Origin of the sequence: Murimonas intestini (assembly GCF_024622195.1) — a bacterium.
Classification (GTDB): domain Bacteria; phylum Bacillota; class Clostridia; order Lachnospirales; family Lachnospiraceae; genus Murimonas; species Murimonas intestini.
Genome location: NZ_JANKBI010000011.1, coordinates 157,405 through 179,345, shown reverse-complemented (window position 1 = coordinate 179,345; position 21,941 = coordinate 157,405). Strand labels below are relative to the sequence as shown.

Sequence of the window (21,941 nt, the reverse complement as noted above, 5' to 3'; positions counted from 1 at the left end):
CGAGGTAACAATATGGATAAAATAAAATCACTGTGGGCTGACTTTACAAAGAGACATCCGGCACTGTCCCAATTTCTTATTTTTTTTATAGTAAGCAATGGAGTAACTGTCCTGCAGATGATTTTGATGCCTGTTATGAAAGCCGGATTAGATAAAACAACACTTGTGGATACTGGATTTCAGGTACTGCGCTGCGGCGCTGTAGGCGGGGAACCTTACTACGTCTTTAACTATGCGGCAGGCGCCATATCAGCGGGGGGAGGAGGCGGACTTGCGTACTTCCTGGCGGTGGAGATCACCATGGCGGTTGCGCAGGTGATCAACTTCTTCCTTCAGAGAAAGGTGACCTTCAAGTCCAACAGTTCCATTGCAAAAGCTGCCATGTGGTATGTGCTTGCCTATATTGTCATATCGATCGGAGCTGCGGCGCTGCAGGGATTTTATAAAGATCCTATCTACCAATTCTGCCAGAATTTGCTGGGGTCTGCGGGTGTGACTGTGGCGGACGTGATCACAATGATCATCAACTGTGCTATTTCATTCTGGGTATTCTTCCCGATTTTTAAGGTGATCTTTAAACAAGAACAAGAACCGGAAGCGGCAGTATAAGAACCTTTAAGAACATTTGAGAAATCAAGTGTTCTTTTTTTGCGCTGATTTACAGAGCCGGAACAAAGGCAGGAAATTTACTGAACTGTGATTGGAATCACAGATTAATGTATTACCTGTGAGATACAATAAAAATAAAATAATTTTTATGAAAAGGAGGTATCAGATGAAGGTATTGAATTTTGGTTCTTTAAATATAGACAATGTCTATTCCGTGGATCATATCGTGCAGGGGGGAGAGACGATCCTCTCTTTTAAAGAAGAAACATTCTGCGGCGGAAAGGGATTGAATCAGTCAATTGCCCTGGCCAGGGCAGGGATACCAGTATACCATGCGGGGCTGATTGGGGAGGAAGGGCAGTTTCTTCTGGAGACCTGCCTGAAGTATGGGGTAGATACCACCTATATAAAGAAGCTCCCTGAAAAGGGCGGACACACAGTGATCCAGGTAGATAAAAACGGCCAGAACAGCATTATCCTCTATGGAGGCACTAACCAGATGCAGACAAGAGAATATATCGATGAGGTGCTGGAGCATTTTGGTGCAGGTGATTTCCTGATGCTGCAGAATGAGATCAATCTTTTAGACTATATTATTGACAGGGCATTTGAGAGAGGTATGAAGATCGTATTAAACCCTTCGCCATTTGATGACAAGCTCAAGGTCTGCGACCTGACAAAAATATACCTGTTTATGCTGAATGAAATTGAGGGTGAGCAGTTTACCGGATATACAGAGCCTGATAAGATCCTGGACAGCCTTGCAGAAAAATTTCCATCTGCCAGGTTTGTGCTGACTCTGGGGAGCAGAGGGTCCGTGTATTTTGACGGAAAAGAGAAAACATATCAGAAGATATTCCGGGTACAGGCGGTGGACACAACAGCTGCCGGGGATACATTCACTGGCTTTTTTATGGCTTCTTTAATAGAGGGGAAAAGTATTGCGGAGGCATTGAAGGCGGCGTCCAAGGCGTCATCTATAGCTGTATCACGTCCCGGGGCGGCAGGATCTATCCCGTCAGCATCTGAGGTTCTGGAAAGCCTGATGTGAAGTAAAAAGGCAAAAATAAAATATAGGTGACTTATATCACAGACAATAAACGGCAAAAGAAGGATAATGACAGTACTTAATGAGTATGCGGGAAGTGATTTACAGTTAATTTGCTGCAGCACAACAAGAGATACACTTAAAAATGAAAGGAGAAAGATTCATGAAGAAAAAAGTTTTGTCACTAGTATTAACGGCAGGAATGGTAGGAAGTCTTTTCGCACCTACGACAGCGTTAGCAGCATTGGAGGATTATGAGATTGTAACTTCGGCAGAGAGCAACAAAGTAATATTAGACTGTGATATGGGGTATCTCGGGGATGACGCGTACTGCATGTTCATTCTGGCACAGGCTGATGCAGCAGGCTGGATCGATTTTCTGGGTGTGACTTCTGTAGGCGGAAATGAGATCTGTGCTACAGGTACGAACGCAATATTAAATCAGCTGGATGCAATTGAAAGAACGGATATACCGGTTTATATCGGCACAGACATACCTGTTATGGGATTCCGCGATCTGCCGTCAGACCAGCCGGTGACCGGAGGATTCCAGTGGACAGGCGGATACCGTGAGCTTGAGCAGTATGTGGAGCCGCAGAATTATCATGAGCTTGGAGACCTTCTGGATGAATCCTGGGGATATTCAAAGTCAGAAGCACAGACAGATATGAATGCAGCAGAGTTTATGATCAAATCAGTAAAAGAGAATCCAGGGGAAGTTACTATCTTCGCTATCGGTTCCTGTACAAATGTTGCTCTTGCCTGCATGATGGATCCTACATTTGCTGAAAATACAGCAGGTATCATCTACATGGGCGGCGCCATCGACGTTCCTGGAAATGCAAATGCATGCGGTGAATTTAACTGGTTCTATGATCCGGAGTCAGTACAGATCTGTCTGAATAATGATTTCCCGTATCAGATCGTTGTTCCTCACGACATTGCATCTAAAGTGCCTCTTGAAAAAGACGTATTTGATATGATGAAAGACAAGAACAATACAAAGATCACACAGCTGTTCATGGACCGCGTATATCCGGATTATGAAGAGAACCCCACTCAGTCCCATTATTGTTGGGATGCTATCACAGCTGGTATCTTCCTCTGCCCGGACCTGATCACAGAGACAGAGACAAGGGATCTTGCAATTGACTGCAACAGCACCGCTTACAGCTATGCAAATGCTGTGACATGGGAAAGCGGAAACGGGCCTTACAAGTCAAAGAACGTTCAGATCGTATTTAATATTGACAGAGATGCATTCTGGACATTTGTAACTGACCTTTACGGTACACAGTTCTAACAGATACAGGAAGGATGTGCAGCATGAAGAAAAAATTAATCGCCATACTTGCACTTGCGGTCATGGTAATGGGTACAAGCGTCACGGCCGCAGCAGCAGAAACTAAAACAGCAGAAGAGTCGGCAGCAGAAGAAGTGACGGAAGCAGCAGAAGAGACAGAAGAACGTGACTACAATCCTGAAGAAGGAAAAGGATGGCTTACAGCCGAAATCAATGAGGAGCCTGTTGAATTTGAGTATGCCGGCCAGACAAAGGGTATTACAGGGACAACATATACCTTTAAGTCAGAAGATTTTACTATGACAGTTATCTTTAACAAATCACTGGAAGTAGATAAGGAAATGGATAAAAATGCCATCACCCAGATTGAAGTAGTGAGCTCTGACAAAGCTTCTGTAGGATATTATTTTACAAAGAAATCCTCAGGGAAGGATGTTGAGAGTACAGTGACCCTTAAAGAGAAAACAGATGACGGACTGCTCCAGGGTGAATTTACAGTCACTGTTCCTACCGCAGAGAGATATGTGGGGGACAATAAACCGGGCATACTTCCGGAACTTAAGTTTACAAAAGGTGAATTCTGTTTCCATGTAAGTGATAAGAAATAAATTTATATAATTAAAATCAGGAGGACATGTATATGAAAAAAATGTTAGCAGTTACAACAGCACTGGCGCTCACAGCGTCTATGGGAATGACAGCGTTTGCGGCAGAGGCAGAGCTTCCAAGCGCAGATGTGGCAGAAGAGGGATATGACTTTTATAAGGATGCGGTTTCTTACAATGACCTGCGCGAAGATCTTGGCAAGGTGCCGAAACTGGATAAGGAGATCACAATAGGTTTTGCTACAAAGACATTTGAGAATGAGTTCTGGCGCATGGAAAAAGACGGAGCAGAAGCAGCAGGGAAGGCATTCCAGGATGCAGGCTATAAACTGACGATGGATGTGCGCGGCGCTCAGACAGAGACAGACGAAGAAGGACAGCTGACGCTTCTCATGGATATGGTCAACAAAAAATATGATGCGATCCTTGTATCTGGAATCTCAGAAGCAAACCTTGTTCCAGGTATGGAGGCTGCTATCGAGGCGGGCATCGATCTGACAACAGTTATGGATGCATTTACGCCGTATGCTACAACAACTGTAGGCGCATGGCATTATCAGGCAGGAGTACAGGGTGCTGAGTGGATCTACAACAAGATCGGCAAAGAAGGAAAAGTTGCATGTATCACAGGCCTTTCACAGGCAACGGCTGCACAGGCACGTACTAAAGGATTCAACGACTTCTTTGAAGACAAAGATAAAATCGAAGTAGTGGCAGTTCAGAATGGTGACTGGGACCGTCAGAAGGCTTATGACATTACAGAAACACTCCTGCAGCAGTACCCGGATCTGGCAGGTATCTACTGCAACAATGATACAATGGCAATGGGCGCTCTGGAAGCAGTAGTAGCTTCTGACAGCGAGTGCGTGATCGTAGGAACAGATGGAACAAGCGAAGCAACAGAGTCCATCAAAGCCGGTGAGCTGGATGCAACTGTAGACTTCTTCCCGAACAAGATGGCAGAGATCGCTGTTGAGATGCAGATCCGTAAACTGGCAGGCGAAGAATTACCTAAGGTTATCTATGCTCCGCAGAGTATCCGTGACAAAGATAATGTAGATAAGTCCTTTGAAGAAATCTTTGGCTATGACTACAGCCCGGAATTCGAATAATTATTAATGGATAGCGGGGGCGGTAATATGTCCGCCCCCATTTTATTAAGTTTGTTTTCTGAACTTCAAACGGAGGTGTATAAATGGATAAATACATCGAATTTGAGCATATAGTGAAGACCTTTCCGGGTCAGAAAGCTCTGGACGATGTCAGCTTTTCGATCCGAAAGGGAGAGATTCATGCGATCATTGGAGAAAATGGAGCGGGAAAGAGTACGCTCCTGAATATACTGCATGGAGTGTTTCCGGCAACATCCGGTGAGATCCGGATCGGTGGAAAGGCAGCAAAATTTTCAAGCATAGCAGATGCGATTGATTTCGGCATTGCAAAGGTCCATCAGGAGATCGTAAGTATCCCGGATATGACAGTAGCCGAAAATCTCTTTATGGGAAAAGAACCCGGGCGTTTTGGGATTGTCAATAAACAAAAGATGAATGAAGATACAGCAGAGCTTTTAAAACGGCTGAATTGTGATATCAGGCCAAAAGACAGGATGGGTGATCTCTCAGCCGGCCAAAAGCAGATGATTTCTATTGCAAAGGCCCTGGAGGTAAATGCCAGCGTTATCTCTTTTGATGAGCCGACCTCGTCACTCAGTGACAAAGAGGTGGAGACTCTCTTTAAGATCATTAATGATTTGAAGAGTAAAGGAATCACGATTTTATATATCAGCCACAAGATGAATGAAATTTTCCGCATGTGCGACCGTGCAACTGTGCTGCGTGACGGGAAATTTATCAGAACGATCGAGATGGATAAGACAACACGTGACGAAGTGATCCAGGCAATGGTGGGGCGTGATATCTCTCTGTTTGCAAAACGTACAATGCCATGCCAGAAGAAAGGGGATGTTCCGGTCCTTAAGGTGGAAGATATAACTGGAGAGGCATTCAGCAATATCAGCTTTGAACTGTATCCCGGTGAGATACTTGGATTTTTTGGCCTTGTAGGGGCAGGGCGGACTGAGGTCATGCGTGCCGTCTTTGGCGCAGATCCCTACAGCAGCGGGAAGGTGATCTTAAACGGAAAAGAGATCCACTGTAAATCTCCCCACGATGCTATTGAGCAGGGAATCGCATTGATCTCTGAAAACCGCAAGGAAGAAGGAATCATGCCAAATTTTGATAATATGGATAATATAGCTTTGGCAAGCCTTAAAAAATATATGTCGGGAATCGTTATAAATGAGGGTAAAAAGAATAAGAATGCAAAAGAAAAAGGAGCCCTTGTGGGACTAAAGCCAAATGATCCTTCTTTTATGACAGTGAGCCTGTCAGGCGGAAACGCCCAGAAGGTAATTCTGGCCAGATGGATGTCCACAGATGCCTATGTAATGATCTTTGATGAGCCTACTAAAGGGATAGATATAGGAGCTAAGGCGGATATTTATCTTCTGATGGAGAAAATGGCAGCTGAAGGCATTGCGATCATCATGGTTTCATCTGAACTTACAGAAGTTATGGGGATGAGCGACCGTATCCTGGTAATGTGTGATGGCGCGATTACCGGCGAGCTTTCAAAAAATGAATTTTCTGAGGAGAGTATCCTGAGTTATACAGTGGAGGAGGATGTGTCATGAATGCTATTTATAAAAAATACCGTAGAGAATGGAGCGCCCTGATTGCACTGTTTATCACGATTATCCTGTTCAGCGTGCTGGAACATTCTTATTTATCTGCAACCAACATTGCAACGATTGTAACACAGTCCGTCACATACGGACTGATGGGCATCGGTATGACGTGTGTGATCATTACAGGAGGGATCGATCTGTCAGTTGGCTCTTCACTGGCGCTGCTTGCCTGCGTGGGCGCACAGCTTGCAAAAGCCGGTATGCCCATACCTATATGGATCGTTGTGTGTCTTGCGCTTGGATTCCTGATGGGAGTTATCAACGGTGTGCTTGTAGGAGTCATGAAGCTGCAGCCGTTTATCGCGACCATGGGTACCATGCAGATCTACAGAGGTATCGGATACGTGATCACAGGAGGATTCCCTGTGTTGAATGTGCCTCGCAATTACAGAAATGTATTTAATTTTAAGATAACGTCAGTCATTACATTTTCAGTCATAGTATTCTTCCTGTTTGCCATCATCATTACTTTCGTCCTGAAAAAGATGAAAATAGGTACATATGCGTATGCAGTCGGAGGCAATGAGGACGCAGCCAGGCTTTCAGGTGTGCGTGTAGAAAGAACAAAAGCATTGCTGTACGGGATCGGAATGCTGGGGACAACACTGGCGGCGCTGATCATGATCGGCCGTCTGGGCACAGGCGACCCGTCTACCGGCCAGGGGTATGAGATGGATGCCATCGCAGCTGCGGCTATCGGCGGCACATCAATGGCAGGAGGACGAGGAAATATCTTCGGTACTGTGATAGGTGCAGTTCTGTTCTCGGCCCTGAAGGTAGGGCTTGTGGTTATGGGTGTGGATACCTTCTACCAGTACATCGTTACAGGTATTGTAATTGTAATTGCGGCTTATATAGAAATTGTGCAGGGCAATATGCTCTCTAAAAAGAAAGAGAAATAAAAATAATATATAATATATTCATATACAGGGGAGCTGCCGGATCAGGGCGGCTCTTTTGTGCGTGGATGATTAATCAAAGGTAAAAAAGTACTATTTTATTGAATTATTTGAGAACATAGTTTATAATAAAAAATATTAAATGAACACAATAAAAATAAAAAGAACAGTTTGGCAAATCTGATAAATATTGATATTATGCAGCAGAAAATTATGCCGCTGGCAGGAGGAAAGCAGCTGTGAAGAATTTGAAAGTCAGTAGGAAACTTATTATATCTTATGCTTTTATTTTAGCGCTGCTGATCGCCTGTATTGCGGTGAGTGTTGGAAATTTAGTAAGCATAAGGACAAGGGTGGAGGTCTTCTATAATGGTCCCTTCAAAGTGCTCAATGCAGCTAATACTGTGAATTCCAATTTTGAGGCAATGCAGAAATCGGTGTTTCGTGCCATATCCAGTACCGACCAGGAAATCGCAGAACAAGCCCTGGAGAATACTAAGGTATGTGCAAGTAAAATTCAAGAACAGATCCCTGTTATCCAGAAAGATTTTTTAGGAGATCCGGAAATAGTGGAACGGCTCCAGGCGGCGCTGGATGAACTTGCGCCCCAGCGCCAGCATGTCCTGGAACTTGCCATACAGAACCAAAAAGAGGAAGCGGCCGCCTATATGGAAGCCAACAATGTAGTTACCATCCATAAGGCACAGGCAGAACTGGATGAACTCATCAACATAGCAGACGAGAAAGCAGATACACTGATCGTCAATCTGCGTGCTGCCCAGACGAAATTCATTGTTCTGTTGTCTGTATTGGGGGCTGCCAGTGTAGCTGTGAGCGCCATTTTTGGCATTTATATTGCCCGCAGCATTACCAGACCTATCAGGGAGCTGGAGGCTGCATCCAGGCAGATGGCGCAGGGACATTTGAAGGTCCATATTAAATATATGTCAAAGGATGAACTGGGAAGTCTTTCTAACAGTATGCGTGTAATGTCAGATAAGATTTTTTATTATATGGATGCGATTTCCAGGGCCATGCAGCAGCTGGCTGACGGTAATCTGGATATGCCCAGATATGATGCATTTCAGGGGGATTTTCTGCCTGTACAGGAAGCGCTTTTTGTTGTGGTCAATTCCTTAAATGAGACAATATCAGAAATTAATAAGTTCTCTGACCAGGTGGCCAGCGGATCTGATCAGGTGGCCAGCGGCGCGCAGGTGCTTTCTGAAGGTGTAATTTCCCAGGCCAGCTCAGCGGAAGAACTGGCAGCAACAATGTCAGAAATATCCCGGCAGGTGAGTGAAAATGCAGAGAACTCCCAGCTGGTAAAAGTAGCGGCAGGTGAAATGGCTTCAGATCTTATGGCATGTAACGGGCAAATGCAGGAAATGAAGGCTGCTATGGAGGAGATCAATGCATGCTCCACACAGATCAGAGATATCATCAAGATGATCGATGATATTGGATTCCAGACAAATATATTGGCGCTCAACGCAGCTGTGGAGGCAGGACGGGCGGGGGAATCAGGCAGAGGATTTTCAGTTGTGGCCCAGGAAGTGCGTAATTTGGCCGGAAAATCATCAGATGCGTCCAAGAGTACAGAGATATTGATCCAACAGTCCCTTACTGCGGTTGAACGCGGAACGAAATTAGCAGAAAAGACGGCAGCTTCATTAATGAACATTGTGAGCGGCACTGATGAAATGATATCTAAAATAAATCAAATAGCGGAGGCATCGAAAAAACAGGCGGATGCGACAGAGATGGTATCCGCAGGCATTGGACAGATATCGGAGGTAGTACAGACTAACTCCGCTACTGCGGAGGAAGCAGCGGCTGCTTCTGAGGAACTATACGGGCAGTCTCAGCTTTTAAAAAACAGGGTGAGCCGCTTTAAGCTGTCTTCCGCTGAATAACAGCCATAAACAAAAAACTTATTCTGCCATAACCTTTTGCGTATCCGCCATGAGCAGCTGGGGCCTGGTTTTTGCAATGTACACTTCAAGGCTGTTTTTATCAATCAGGGCAGAGGAAACACCCTGCCTGGAAACACAGAATGCTGCAGCGATCATGGCAATCTGTATGGATTTTTCAAGAGTATATCCGTCAAATAAATAGGAAGCAAGCGCTGAAATAAATGCATCAGCGCCTCCTGTGGTATCCACTACGGCTAAGTTAACAGCGGGAAAATATCTGGAAGTATCACGAGTCTTCAGATAGCAGCCCTCATGCCCCAATGTGATGATAACCACAGGAATACCACGGTTAAAGAAGTATTCCGCCTGCTGTTCCACAGAAGAATATTCTGGACAGAGCGTGGAAGCTTCTTTTTTGTTTGGGATCATGATGTCTATAGTTTTATATAGATCCTCAGGCATCTCTTCCAGTACAGATGGCTTGAAAATAGTAGTGACATTGTTTCGTCTGGCAGTCTCGGCCGCCATGATCACTGTTTCCAGCGGTATTTCACTTGATATAAGGCAGAAACATGCATTGCGGAAGAGATACAGGCTGTTCTCAATATCTGCTGAGACAAGGTCATCATTAGCCCCGGGGAGTATGGTTATGGCGCTTTCGCCGTCACTCTCTGTATAGATGTAAGCCTTGCCTGTGCGGCTGTTCTTGTTGCGGTAGATGCCCTGGGTAGAGACATTTTCTTTTTCCAGGGTATTAAGTATAAAGGTGGCTTCGAAATCGTTTCCGATTGCGCCCACAAGACTTACCGTGTGACCTAATTTTGCAATGCCCACTGCCTGGTTAGCGCCTTTTCCTCCGATGGAAGTGGCTGAATTGTGGATCTTTAAGGTATTGCCCAGCTGAGGCAGCATACTGACATTAAATGTGATATCTTTGTGGATACTGCCTACAGAAATAAAGATCTTTTCTTTTAGAAAAGCCGGCTGGCTGATGCTTTGTTCATGGTTGAGGCTGCAGGGAGGAAGAAATAAATACTCAGGCCGGGATGAAGCTGATTTTTCACAGATCTGTATGAGCTGGCGGCATGTATGGCACCCGAATTCATAGAAAGGAATCTGAACGCTGGAAATAGAAGGATGGTATGCATCCTCGTAGCGTCCCCCTTTCAGGCTGATAAGTGAAAAATTGGAAGGTATATCGTAGTGCTGTTTTGCCATTGTCTCATATAAGGCCAGGGAGGCTTCAAAGTGCGTGCTCACTGCGCCTGTGATATTATACTGGATCATCCTCTGCATGAAATCCCCATCCGGCGTGTAAAATATCATCTCATCTGAATAGGGGATCTGGTTATCATACAGGCATTTACGGAAACCTTCCAGAAACGGCTCGGAGCGGATACTGTTTTCTTTCAAAAGACAGGCAATATTTGAATGTTTCTTCTCAATTAATTTCTGTGTTAGTATATATCCCAGCTGCGTAAAGTCGATCAAGAAAGAAGGAGTCTGAAGAGTGCTGTTTAGAAAGCAGAACGGAATCATCTGCCTGGCAAGGTCCTGGCTGAAAACATGACTGTTTGCGGATACAGGCTCCCAAAGAACGCCATCTACCTGATTTTTGCAGAGAACGGTGATATGCTTTGCCTCCAGACTGCTGTCCCCCAGGCTGTCCAGCAATAAAATCCCATAACCGTGTTCCTGGGCTGTCTGTAAAATGCCGCTCAGCATAAGGCTGGATTTTTCGGAAGATCTAAGCAGGACACCCAGTAAAAATTTTTTCGCACCCGGCGCATTTTTGACTGTACCATAGGGGGTAAAATTATATTCCTTAACAATCTGCAGCACCCTTGTACGTGTCTGAGAATTAATATGTTCATCCTTCCCATTTATGATTTTCGAAACAGTAGAAATGGATACACCTGCCAGTTTGGCTATATCTTTTATCGTCATAGTTAAATACCTCATGATAGTTTAGTGTTGGCTGTCAAAGCCAGTAATCCTCTGAAATGGGACGGCCGCATTATTTACTAATATTATGTGACAAAAGATTATGTTTGTCAATAATAATGGGTAAAGTGGTGGCAAAGTGAATGAAAAAAAGCATCTGATACTGGATAAAATGACAAAAACTTCCAGAATACCATTGACAAAGAATGAAAAAGTATAGTATTATATTATAAGAAAACATTTTAAGAAAATAGTTTCTTAATAAATATGCCGATGAAAGGAGAAGGGGGCAGGTGCCGGAGAGGGTATGATCAGCTTTAGATTCTAATTGGGATGACGTAAAAGGTATTATTGTAGTATCGGGAGGGCGACAAATGGAGAAGAGCATATTAAATTCTGATAGCTATTTAAATTGTAAGAAATCTTGGGGGGGGGGGATTTAAATAATCTAAAATCTTCCACAAAAGAACAAATTAAAAACAAAATAGTGTTATGTAAATTTCAAGATTCTGAAGATATTGACATGGATGAATTTTTCGGCGGAAAAAAGATATGGACTCTGCTGAAGGGGGAAATTCATCTTGTTATGCGTGATGTGGAGGGCAAGACGATCGTTCTGTTAAAGATCACTGCTGAGAATTCAGGTTTCATCCTGCCGAAAGGCTGCCTGGATTCCTTGATCTACAGCATAGAAGCTATATGTGTCGGAAAGACGGAGCTTTGTTATATACCGGACCGTTTAAGCATGCAGATATATGATGAATGCGCAAGTATGAGAAAGTGGCAGTATCACTGCTATATGGAAATGGTCGGCAAGCTGCTGGAGCTGATCAATGACTTGAGTTTCCTTTCTCTGAAAGAAAGATTAAAGAAAAAGCTTTTTGAATACTGTATTTTATATAAGACGGATACGATTCCGGTCACTCATGAACGGCTGGCTGAGGAACTGGCATCTTCCAGAGAAGTAATATCCAGGCTGCTGAAGAAGCTGGAAGAGGAGAAGGTTATAAAGATTAAAAGGAAAAGTATTCAGCTGCTTGACATCAAAAGCACAGACAGTAAATTGAATCCTGCGCTGATGGTGGGATAAAGTGTTTTTGTTCTTTTGAATCATTTTCTTGCGGTCTGTGCAGTACTGCACAGACCTGCTGATGAGTAAAAAACAGCATCAAAATAATCTTAGAAAAATTTGAAGAAATACTTGATTTTTAAGCAGACCGATGCTATAATGATAAAGCTGTTACAGGTTATGACAATTTTTAACGATGCGTGGCTCAGCTTGGTAGAGCGCTGCGTTCGGGACGCAGAGGTCGCAGGTTCAAATCCTGTCGCATCGACTCCTTGGCAGGGGCGCCGGAATCCTTATTTTATGGGATTCCGGTCTTTTTTTATTTCAGCATTCCCTTCTCATAAATACAATGAACTCCCGTATGCTCCATCATACCTCCCAGACATTTCTTATTGCAGCGGATACATCGCCGGATCTTCTCGGGATGATTTTCTATAACCTTCTGAGGCCAGTCAGGATCAGCGATCAGCTGCCTGCTCATGGCGGCGCAGTCGATGCGGCCGGAAGAGAGCTGCTGTTCTATAAAATCAGGGGAAGTTAATCCTCCCACGCCGCAAATTGGCAGTTTTGTGTATTTCTTTACCATATCACAATAACCCAGGAAACAGCCTTCTCCTCCAAAGACAGGATGGGAGGCAGGGGGTATGGTATCTGATAAGTCAGAGTGGTTTGCCAGAGTCACGTGAAAGCTGGTGACACCCGCTTCCTCCAGCATGGGAACAAATTCCTCCAGTTCTTCGGGGAGAACGCCTGCATTGCCATAATCAGGATTTTTCTGTCTGATAACCAGCTTATAATCAATTGGAATATCCGGTAAATTCTTTCTCACCTCACGTACTGCCTCCACTGCAAAGCGGGCACGGTTCTGTATGGTTCCGCCATATTTATCAGCCCGGTGGTTAAAGACGGTTGAACTAAAACTGCCGCACATTCTGTCACCGTGAATCTGGACCATATCGAATCCCAGAGTTTGTGCCTGGACAGCAGCTTTTCCAAATGATGTGATTATCTTTTGTATCTTTTTTTCAGGCATTTCCGATATATATGGGCCTACCTCCTTGTTGAGCAAGGGACGGAGCTGTTCCATGCTGATTTTCTTGCTCAGCACTCCGGGGATGTATTTGATCATTGAACGGAAATTGGAATCGGATTGGTGTAATTGTGCACAGGCAAGACAATCTCCCTGATGGATAGTTTCTGTCAGAGTCCGGTAATATTCCTGTCCTTTGCCTGTGAAAAGGTTCTGGCCAAAGCCGCCCCTCCCCACCGGCACATCACCGATAATGATCATTGCACATCCTCCACAGGCGATCTTCTGAAGCTTTTTTAAGTATTCATCTTTTTTTAAGCCCATAGTAGTGGGGGCAAAAATGATCCTGTTTTTTAATTGTATTCCGCCATAATCCACCGGGCTTGAAATTTTATCATTCATCTTTAACATCCTTCTTTCCCATAGCAGCTTTTTGAAGCAGCTCAAACAACTGTCTGCATTCTGCATCAGTTAAAGCCTTAAGCTTTTCTTTGTCCCAATCAAAAAATACCTGATGGCTGACCTGGAATGCCTGCTGGCCTTTTTCAGTCAGATTTAAGTGGTAGATCCGCCCGCATTTATCTTTTGTCATAAATCCTTCATTTACCATCTTCGTTACACTTCTCTGAGAATGCCCCCAGTCCATCTGCAATGCCTTTGTGAGTTCAGACGGCGTACAGCCGGGATGATTTCCGACATAAATGAGAAAAAACACTGAGCCAAAATTGATCCCCAGTTTTTGCAGTTTATCACTTGTATAACCAACAAATTCCTTGTGAAATACAGAAGAGTAATAAGCTAAAGTCTGAAACATTTTAATCCCTCCTTCTTGACAAAGTCAAGTATATGACTGCTACTTGACTTTGTCAAGAAGAAAATTATGTTTTTCGTATAAGACAAAGTATATATGACAGAACCAGCCCCCTGAAATCATTGAGCTGCGAAGGGTTCAGGGAGCTGGGGTCAGATAAGGTTATATAGCTGCAGGAGGGGCGGTGGATTCACGGAGGATAACTTCTGAAGGAAAACGCAGTACAGTGCCGGATACCGGATTTTCTGCATTGTCCAAAGATTCAATTAAAAGCTTCATGGCCCGCCTCCCCATTTCACGTATGGGCTGCTTAACAGTGGTCAGCATGGGGTTCATGATAGTGGCGATCGGAAGGTCATCAAAACCGGTCAGGGAGATGTCTTCAGGAATACGCAGGCCCAGCTGACGGATTTTCTGGTATGCGATGCCGGCGGAAAAATCATTGCAGCAGCAGAGAGCCGTAGGCCTGTTCTCTGAAAGAATTAAATTCTCCACAGATACAGAGATATCCTCTTTATGGTATCCGTGAAGCACATGGTCTTCGGCGAAAGAAAGATGAAAGTCAGAACATGCTTTGCAGAACCCCGCATAACGTTCTTCCAGGACGGTTGTGTTTGGCAGCGTCGATAAATATGCCAGGTTCCGGTGTCCCAGTTGGATCAGATGCTTTGTGATATTATAAATCCCAAGCTGATTTTCTGTGTCCAGGTAATAGAGCGGAGCGATGCCGCAGAGTTCAGACTGGATGGAAACCAGGCTCATGCTCATAGCAAGCTGACGGATAGAAGCAGCATTTTTGATACTGGAACTGACGATAATGGCGCCGGAGGCCCGCTGCTGGATCATCTCTTCGATATAGAACTGCTCACGTCCGGGATTTTGGATTAAACAGATCAGAGGGAAATAGCCCTGGCTGATGGCCACCTCTTCGGCACCTCTTATTATTTCTGAAAAATATTGATTTGTGATTTCTCCCACAAAAATGGCAATAGTCCTGGTGGAACCGGTACCAAGGTTTCTTGCCATAGAATTGGGGACAAAATGCTGTTCATCTATAATATCCATAATACGCTTACGTTTGGCTTCATTTACATTAGGATTGTTGTTGAGCACCCGTGAAACTGTACTTCTGGAGACATTTGCAAGTCTGGCAATGTCATCAATTGTTAATTTCTTTTTGATAGTGTTCATGTAAACTCCCCGTTTTTCATTTTATTTATAAAAGGACTGATGGTTTGCTATTGTTATTATAGTGTGTTTCGGATGGGATTTCAATAAAAATAGTAGAGGCATTTGTGAGTTGTTATTCAAGAGCTGAACGCGGTTCCAAAAAATGGAATTTCCAAATGAAATAAAAAGGACGAAATGTACAAAAATAAAGGATGAAAATAGTGAATAATAGAGAAAAAGTCAAATATATTGAAATAACAATTGACAAATAGCAGGTAAAAGTGTAAATATAGAATTGAAAGCGGTACCAAAAATATTTCATAAAGGAGAGGGTAAGAAAAAGAAGAGCGTGTTAAGCAATTGGGTGCAGGAAAAACAGATGATGAAAGGAGATTGTAAATGAAGAAAAGAATTTTTGCGGCTTTATTAAGTGGAATCATGGTAATGGGGATGAGTGGATCTTCTATGACAGCCCTGGCGGAGGAAAATAATAGTGAGCAGGTTGTCTTACGCTGGTTTACAAAGGTAGAGAATGATGCAGAAGCAGGCCAGTGGAAAGAACTGGCTGATGATGTGACAGACCTTTATCCTAATATTAAAGTAGAGTTTGAATATACTGACTGGAATGGCTACTGGACGAAACTGCCGGTAGATCTGGCAAGCGGAGATGCACCGGATATTGTATATATGCATGCTATGCGTGCGAAAGATTATCTGGGGGACAGTTTCCTGAATCTGCAGCCGTATATTGAGGCGGATCAAGACATTGACATAGATGATTTTTACGGCGGAATACTGGATGCTTACCGTGTGAACGGTGATGTATATGGACTGCCTTATGATTTTGGCCCGTACATTATTTATTATAATAAGGATCTATTTGACAAGCACGGGGTAGAATATCCTACCAGCAGTATGACCTGGGATGAATTTCTGGAAAAGTGCAGGGCGCTGACTGGTGATGGTGACTACGGTTTTGCAACGCTGCCTAATATTGATAATCTGTATCCCCAGCTCTTATGTGAAGGTGCTGAAATAACTGATGCCGATGGGAACTTAAATATTGATACAGAAGCGGCAGCAGATGCTATTCAGAAAATCAGTGATCTTATCAATGTGGAAAAGGTAGCAGCGCCAATCACAGACAGCGGTAATACTGTCTGGCATCTGGAAGCGTTTCAGGCAGGAAATATCGGTATGGTTATAGATGGACCCTGGACTGTTACAAGGGTAAAGGAATACTGCGATTTTAATGCAGGTGTCTGTACAATGTATAAGTCAGAAAAACAAATGACGACCATCAATGGATCCGGATTTGCAATCACAAAGGATACAAAACATCCGGAAGAGGCATATAAGGCGTTAAAGTATATTACAGGAGCAGCAGCCCAGAAAAAACTGGCAGAATGGGGACGGGCGCTGCCTTCCAGGGCTTCTGTGAGGGAACCTTACTATGAGGCAAATGATTATATTGACGGGCTTAAGACAGCAGTGGAAGATTCTTGTGAGGAAGGTTTTGGGATTCCTTACTACCCAACTAAGAATTTCCAGGAGGTTTACTCTATAATCAATCAGAATCTGGCAGGTGTAATGATGGATGGTGTGCCGGCATCTGATGTGGTTGGTATTATTCAATCCATGGGAGACGCTGTTATCCAGAGCGCACAATAATATGAATGGGGCCGGTGAATGCTGCCGGTCCCTTCTGAAGGAGGGAAAATATGAAAAAGAAGCACAGGGAAGGCCTGACAGCGCTTTGTTTTTTGGCGCCGAATCTGATTGGATTTCTGATTTTTACTGCAATCCCGGTTGTGATGTCCTTTGTAATGAGTCTCTATGACTGGCCTGTTGTAGGAGAACGGCGGTTTGTTGGATTTGATAATTATAAAAACCTGTTTACTGCGGATCCCCTTTTTGGAAAGGTTATGGGGAATACAGTTTTTTATGTGGCCGCTTATGCAGTGCTGAATATCTTAATTGCAATGCTGCTGGCGGTTTGGCTGACAAGCAAGATAAAGAATCTGAAGTTTTACAGGGCAGCGTTTTTTATGCCCCAGGTAATACCGGTCATTGCTACAACTATGCTTTGGAAATGGTTGTTTTTGCCGGAATACGGGCTGATCAATATCGCTCTTAATACCTTTGGATTTAAAGAAATTAACTTTTTAGGAAGTACAAAAACGGCAATGATGTCCATTGTCATTATGAGTGTATGGCAGGGATTTGGATATAATATGGTAATTTTTATAGCGGGGCTTCTGGGGGTTCCGCAGAGCTTAAAGGAAGCTGCCAGGATCGATGGCTGCGGACGTATCCGTACATATTTTAAAGTAACTCTTCCCCTCATGTCACCGAGTATTTTCTTTGCGGTGATCATGACAATCATCAGTTCATTTCAGGTATTTGACCAGACATTTATCGGAACTAACGGCGGTCCGGCTTACTCTACAACAACTGCAGTCATGTATATTTACCAGAACGGATTTAACTTTATGAAGATGGGGTACGCATCGTCCATAGCCTGGGTGCTGTTTGCCATCATAATGATCATAACTGTGTTCCAGTGGTTTGCTCAGAAAAAATGGGTGGTTTACGATTAAAGGGGAGGAAGCAATGTCAAAAGAAAAAACCATAGCAAAAAAGAGTGTAAAGACAAAGGAAGAGAGAAAAAGGAGAATCAACGCTGCGGTAAATCAAGTACTTATTTCCCTTGTGGTGTTTTTATTTGTAATCCCACTTTTGTTTATGCTGGTAACGGCTTTGAAACCGGCAGATCAGGTAATGGTAAAACCATTTAAACTGGTGGCTGATCATCTGGCATGGGAAAATATAGCAAGAGCATGGACCTCTATTAATTTTCCCAGATTTCTGCTGAATTCTGTTCTGGTTGGGATCTGCTGCACAATGCTGACTATAATGACATCTACTATGTCTGCCTATGCCTTTGCCAGACTTAAATTTAAAGGCAGAGATATTTTGTTTCTGGCCTATCTGGGAACTTTAATGATACCCCAGCAGGTATTGATCCTGCCGCTGTATCTGATATTAAAGCAGATAGGCTGGTACAACAGTTATCTGGCATTGATAGTACCTCCGGCGTTTACTGCTTTTGGTACCTTTTTAATGCGCCAGTTTTTTGTGACGATTCCATTTGAAGTGGAGGAAGCGGCAAAAATAGACGGCTGCAATCCATTCAGACTGTACTGGAATATTATGCTGCCGCTGGCTAAGCCCGGCATAGCATCTCTTGCCATTTTCAGCTTTGTGGATAACTGGAAGTCTTTCCTATGGCCGCTGATTGTGACAAGCAAGGAAAATCTGAAGACAATTCCCTTAGGCCTGTATATGTTTAAAGGACAGTATGGCACAGATTGGTCTGCCTTAATGTGTGCAACCACTATTGCCATTATACCCAGCTTCATTATCTATCTTCTTTTCCAGAACTATCTGCAGGAGGGGATCGCTATGACAGGAATGGGAGGAAAATAGGAGGAGCTTATGCGAGGATTAGTAATAGATGGAAAAGGAAATATAGCGCTGAAGGATGATATCCCTGTGCCGGAGTTATCTGATTATACTGCTATTGTGAAAACTGCGGCCTGTGGAATCTGTAATGGAACGGATCTGAAATTAAGAGAAGGGCATCTGAATGGTTTTGATACTTACCCGGCGGTACTGGGGCATGAATCTGTGGGGAGGGTACTGAGAACGGGAAAAAAGGTCATTTCCTATAAAGAAGGTGATCTTGTGCTGCGCAGCGGCCTTGATGATACGTACCCTTTGTATCACAGTCTTTGGGGCAGCTTTGGGGAATATGGACGGGTGACGGACTATCAGGCCATGATCCGGGATGGCGTGACTGAGGCCGACATCAGTAATATTTCCCAGCAGGTTATTCCTGCGGATATAGATCCGGTGGACGGAGTCATGGTCATCACACTGAAAGAGGTATGTGCTGCGGTTAAACGTCTGGGAGTAGGACCGGGAGATAAGGTGGCTGTCTCAGGCTGCGGTCCTGTAGGGCTGGCTCTTGTAAAATTTTGCAAATTGGCTGGGGCATCCTTTGTGGCTCTGTCCGGGCACCACGATGACCGCCTTGCAACAGCAAAAAAATTAGGCGCTGACCTGGCTGTGAATTCAAAGAAAGAGAATTTTGCAGAAGTATTAAAAAAGAAGCTGCCGCAAAAGCTGGATTTTTATATTGATGCAGTGGGGAGATGCGTAATAATTTCTGAAGCCCTTACTTTGATCAAAGATGACGGGATTATAGGAGTATATGGGATCGGCCTGGAGGAAGACCGGGGAATTGCATGGAGAAACGGACCATATAACTTTAAGATACATTCAGTTCAATGGCCGGTACCTGAAATAGAAGCCTCTGTTCACGATGAAGTGGTCAGATATATACAGGATGGGAAAATTGATTTGAAAGATTTTGTGACTCACCGGCTGCCCATAGAGGAATACGAAAAGGGTTTTGAGCTGATTAAAAGCAGAAAATGTCTGAAGGTTTCCCTGTATTATCAATAATAAAAAGAATAATCCACAGAAAGAAGGAAGTGCCAATGTTGAACTACAGCGTGGACTTAGAAAAATTGTTTCAGCAGTGTAATGAATTATATACTGCCTATCCGGTGGATGTTTCCAGTATATTACGAAATTTGGATGAAAGAAAAAAAGAACATCCAGAGTTTGGGGAACTGCGCCGGAAAGCAATGATTTATGAAATTGGAGCAAGAGAATGTGATGTGCATATTTTCCCTGAGAGTCCTTTCTATGCAGAAGTGATATCAGGCAGGGAGAGAAATTCAGTAACGTCCAGTTTTCCGCCTGGCCCTGGCATTGCAAGCTGGATGATGAATCAGAATAAGGAATTTGCTGAGAATTTTTTGAAATGGAGCCTGGAATACCGTAAAAGAGATTTATTCGCAGGTGAGATGTATACGGATTGCGCACACCATTATGCAGACGTAGAGCGGGTGATCCGTCTGGGATACCGGGGAATTAAAAAAGAGGCAGAAGCATGCAGGCCTGTAACAAAAAGAGAAAAGGAGTTTGTTGAGAGTGTAAAGATTGCCTGCGACAGCATGTGCTGCCTTGGAGAGCGGTTTTCCAGGAAAGCGGAAGAACTTCTTGAGACAGAGAAGGAGGAACGCAGCCGCAGAAATCTGGAATTGATAGCCAGGACAGCATACCGTGTCCCAGCCTGTCCGGCACAGACTTTTTATGAAGCACTTGCCGCAGTGTGGTTCGTGAGGGAGATGTGCAACACATTTGAGGGTATGGGATTTGCAGTGCTGGGACATCTTGACCGTCTGCTGTATCCCTTTTATGAAAGAGATCTGAGAGAAGGAAGGATCGACAGAAATTCAGCCAAAGAACTGATCCTTTGTTTTCTGGCGCTGACTGATGCCAGATGGGACCTGACGGATATTCCGGGGGGCACGAATGCCACTGTGATGATTGGCGGTACGGATTCTGACGGGAAGGTTATTTTTAATGATGTGACAAAGATGTTTATTGAAGCCTTTCAGGAAAATAACCTGGCAAATCCCAAACTCCAGGCGCGTGTAAGTCCGGCTCATCCGCCGGAGTATTTGGAAATGATAGGAAAGCTTGCGGGAAAGGGGAGCAATGTGCTCTCAGTGTTTAATGATCCGGTAATTATTGATGCCCAGAAACGTCAGGGAAAAAAGGAAAGAGACTGTTATTCTTATCTGGCGGGAGGATGTCAGGAACTGGTGCTTCAGAATGAGGTAAACTGCCGGGCGAATGTATATTTAAACCTTCCCCAGATGCTTTTGATGCAGTTTCATCCGGAAAATTGGAAATTTACGGAAGAGGACGGCCTGTTTTTAAAACATCTGGAGAGCAGCTGGGATTTTGAAGAATTCTATCAAAGATACAGACAGAATATGCGTATGATTTTTCAGCAGATTGCTGTGAGTTTCAATAAATTTGAGGGACAGTGGAGATATTATAACCCTTGTCCCATGTTTTCCATGCTGATGAGCGGATGTATTCCCAGAATGATGGATGTATCCGAGGGAGGTGCTGACTACAATACAAATAATTTTGGCGTTTCCGGACTTGGTACTTTAATCGATTCTCTTTACGCAATTAAATATCTTGTCTATGAGGAGAAAAGGCTGTCTCTTTATCAGCTGATCCAGATCCTGGATCATAACTTTGAGGGGCATGAGGTACTCAGGCAGTACATACTAAATAGAATTCCCAAATATGGGACTGCGGATAAAGAAATCATGGAGTTTTCTGCGAGAGCGGCTGAGGATGTGGCGGCGGCTCTGCCCGGACTTGTCAGCGGCCATGGAGGAAATTATGAACCATCTCTGTTTTCATTTTATGCTTACTCCTGGCTGAAGGAGAATACAGGAGCGACTCCAGATGGACGTCTGGCGGGCCATACTTTGTCCAGGGGGATCAATCCCAGTGAAAGTACAGGGGGAATAGACGCGGCAACTCTGACTTACGCGCAAAAATCTATGGATTATGGCAGATATCCGGGAGGTGCGGTGATCTATATGGATCTTCCTGTTACAAAGACAGGAGTAGACTGCAATATTTACAGAGATGTAATTTATTATTTTATGGAAAACGGAGGAAGTGTGATGGATTTTAATGTGGTGGACCGCAGGCAGCTTTTAGAGGCGCGCAAAGACCCGGAAAACCATAAAAATATTATTGTCCGTGTATGCGGATACAGCGCTCCGTTTTGGTCACTTGACAAGGACATGCAAGACGAGGTAATCGCCAGAACTCAGCGGGAGTAA

General features: G+C 44.0%; 18 protein-coding genes and 1 tRNA gene. 15 read left to right on the top strand and 4 right to left on the bottom strand.

From position 1 onward, the window contains the following. The first annotated feature begins 12 nt into the window (after positions 1–12). From NSB28_RS15870 to NSB28_RS15835, 8 genes are all read left to right on the top strand, one after another. On the top strand, positions 13–609 hold the full coding sequence (locus tag NSB28_RS15870; protein ID WP_109747480.1) for a hypothetical protein: 597 nt from the start codon (positions 13–15) through the stop codon (positions 607–609). 166 nt (positions 610–775) lie between these two features. Beyond that, a complete protein-coding gene (locus tag NSB28_RS15865; protein ID WP_109747481.1) occupies positions 776–1,660 on the top strand; it encodes a ribokinase in 885 nt (294 codons plus the stop codon). 160 nt (positions 1,661–1,820) lie between these two features. Then, a complete protein-coding gene (locus NSB28_RS15860) occupies positions 1,821–2,960 on the top strand; it encodes a nucleoside hydrolase (RefSeq protein ID WP_187374420.1) in 1,140 nt (379 codons plus the stop codon). 23 nt (positions 2,961–2,983) lie between these two features. Further along, positions 2,984–3,568 carry a hypothetical protein gene (locus NSB28_RS15855; RefSeq protein WP_109747483.1) on the top strand — a complete coding sequence of 195 codons (585 nt, stop codon included), beginning with the start codon at positions 2,984–2,986 and terminating at the stop codon, positions 3,566–3,568. 32 nt (positions 3,569–3,600) lie between these two features. Beyond that, positions 3,601–4,677, top strand: a complete 1,077-nt coding sequence (locus NSB28_RS15850) for a substrate-binding domain-containing protein (RefSeq protein WP_187374419.1) — start codon at positions 3,601–3,603, stop codon at positions 4,675–4,677. A gap of 83 nt (positions 4,678–4,760) precedes the next feature. Then, a complete protein-coding gene (locus tag NSB28_RS15845; RefSeq protein WP_109747485.1) occupies positions 4,761–6,257 on the top strand; it encodes a sugar ABC transporter ATP-binding protein in 1,497 nt (498 codons plus the stop codon). Then, the gene (locus tag NSB28_RS15840; protein WP_109747486.1) at positions 6,254–7,213 is read left to right on the top strand and encodes an ABC transporter permease; all 960 of its coding nucleotides are present in this window, start codon (positions 6,254–6,256) and stop codon (positions 7,211–7,213) included. Before NSB28_RS15845 ends, NSB28_RS15840 begins: the two co-directional genes overlap by 4 nt. Positions 7,214–7,449: 236 nt before the next feature. Beyond that, positions 7,450–9,126 (top strand): methyl-accepting chemotaxis protein, encoded by a 1,677-nt coding sequence (locus NSB28_RS15835; protein WP_109747487.1) that lies wholly within the window; start codon positions 7,450–7,452, stop codon positions 9,124–9,126. A gap of 18 nt (positions 9,127–9,144) precedes the next feature. Here NSB28_RS15835 and NSB28_RS15830 read toward each other — a convergent pair whose 3' ends face one another. Then, on the bottom strand, positions 9,145–11,073 hold the full coding sequence (locus NSB28_RS15830) for a PfkB family carbohydrate kinase (RefSeq protein WP_109747488.1): 1,929 nt from the start codon (positions 11,071–11,073) through the stop codon (positions 9,145–9,147). A gap of 520 nt (positions 11,074–11,593) precedes the next feature. Between NSB28_RS15830 and NSB28_RS15825 the strand changes: the two genes are divergently transcribed. Together NSB28_RS15825 and NSB28_RS15820 are read left to right on the top strand one after the other, a co-directional pair. Continuing rightward, a complete protein-coding gene (locus NSB28_RS15825; RefSeq protein ID WP_187374418.1) occupies positions 11,594–12,160 on the top strand; it encodes a Crp/Fnr family transcriptional regulator in 567 nt (188 codons plus the stop codon). Between the two features lie 173 nt (positions 12,161–12,333). Further along, positions 12,334–12,407, top strand: a tRNA-Pro gene (locus NSB28_RS15820). A gap of 51 nt (positions 12,408–12,458) precedes the next feature. Here the strand turns inward: NSB28_RS15820 and bilR are convergent. From bilR to NSB28_RS15805, 3 genes are all read right to left on the bottom strand, one after another. Next, on the bottom strand, positions 12,459–13,571 hold the full coding sequence (bilR, locus tag NSB28_RS15815; RefSeq protein ID WP_109747490.1) for a bilirubin reductase: 1,113 nt from the start codon (positions 13,569–13,571) through the stop codon (positions 12,459–12,461). Beyond that, positions 13,564–13,983, bottom strand: a complete 420-nt coding sequence (gene bilQ, locus NSB28_RS15810) for a bilirubin utilization transcriptional regulator BilQ (RefSeq protein ID WP_109747491.1) — start codon at positions 13,981–13,983, stop codon at positions 13,564–13,566. The genes bilR and bilQ overlap by 8 nt, the downstream gene beginning before the upstream one ends. Before the next feature lie 159 nt (positions 13,984–14,142). Beyond that, positions 14,143–15,171 carry a LacI family DNA-binding transcriptional regulator gene (locus NSB28_RS15805; RefSeq protein WP_109747492.1) on the bottom strand — a complete coding sequence of 343 codons (1,029 nt, stop codon included), beginning with the start codon at positions 15,169–15,171 and terminating at the stop codon, positions 14,143–14,145. Between the two features lie 378 nt (positions 15,172–15,549). Here NSB28_RS15805 and NSB28_RS15800 point away from each other — a divergent pair, with 378 nt between their 5' ends. Genes NSB28_RS15800 through NSB28_RS15780 form a run of 5 tightly spaced genes read left to right on the top strand, consistent with a single transcriptional unit; the run spans position 15,550 to position 21,941 of the window. Beyond that, positions 15,550–16,821, top strand: a complete 1,272-nt coding sequence (locus NSB28_RS15800; protein WP_109747493.1) for an ABC transporter substrate-binding protein — start codon at positions 15,550–15,552, stop codon at positions 16,819–16,821. 50 nt (positions 16,822–16,871) lie between these two features. Further along, positions 16,872–17,750: a carbohydrate ABC transporter permease gene (locus NSB28_RS15795; RefSeq protein ID WP_109747494.1), complete on the top strand. Its 879-nt coding sequence runs from the start codon at positions 16,872–16,874 to the stop codon at positions 17,748–17,750. Positions 17,751–17,763: 13 nt separating this feature from the next. Continuing rightward, positions 17,764–18,639 (top strand): carbohydrate ABC transporter permease, encoded by an 876-nt coding sequence (locus tag NSB28_RS15790; protein WP_109747495.1) that lies wholly within the window; start codon positions 17,764–17,766, stop codon positions 18,637–18,639. A gap of 9 nt (positions 18,640–18,648) precedes the next feature. Continuing rightward, on the top strand, positions 18,649–19,680 hold the full coding sequence (locus tag NSB28_RS15785) for a zinc-dependent alcohol dehydrogenase (RefSeq protein WP_109747496.1): 1,032 nt from the start codon (positions 18,649–18,651) through the stop codon (positions 19,678–19,680). 35 nt (positions 19,681–19,715) lie between these two features. Continuing rightward, positions 19,716–21,941: a pyruvate formate lyase family protein gene (locus NSB28_RS15780; protein ID WP_257497559.1), complete on the top strand. Its 2,226-nt coding sequence runs from the start codon at positions 19,716–19,718 to the stop codon at positions 21,939–21,941.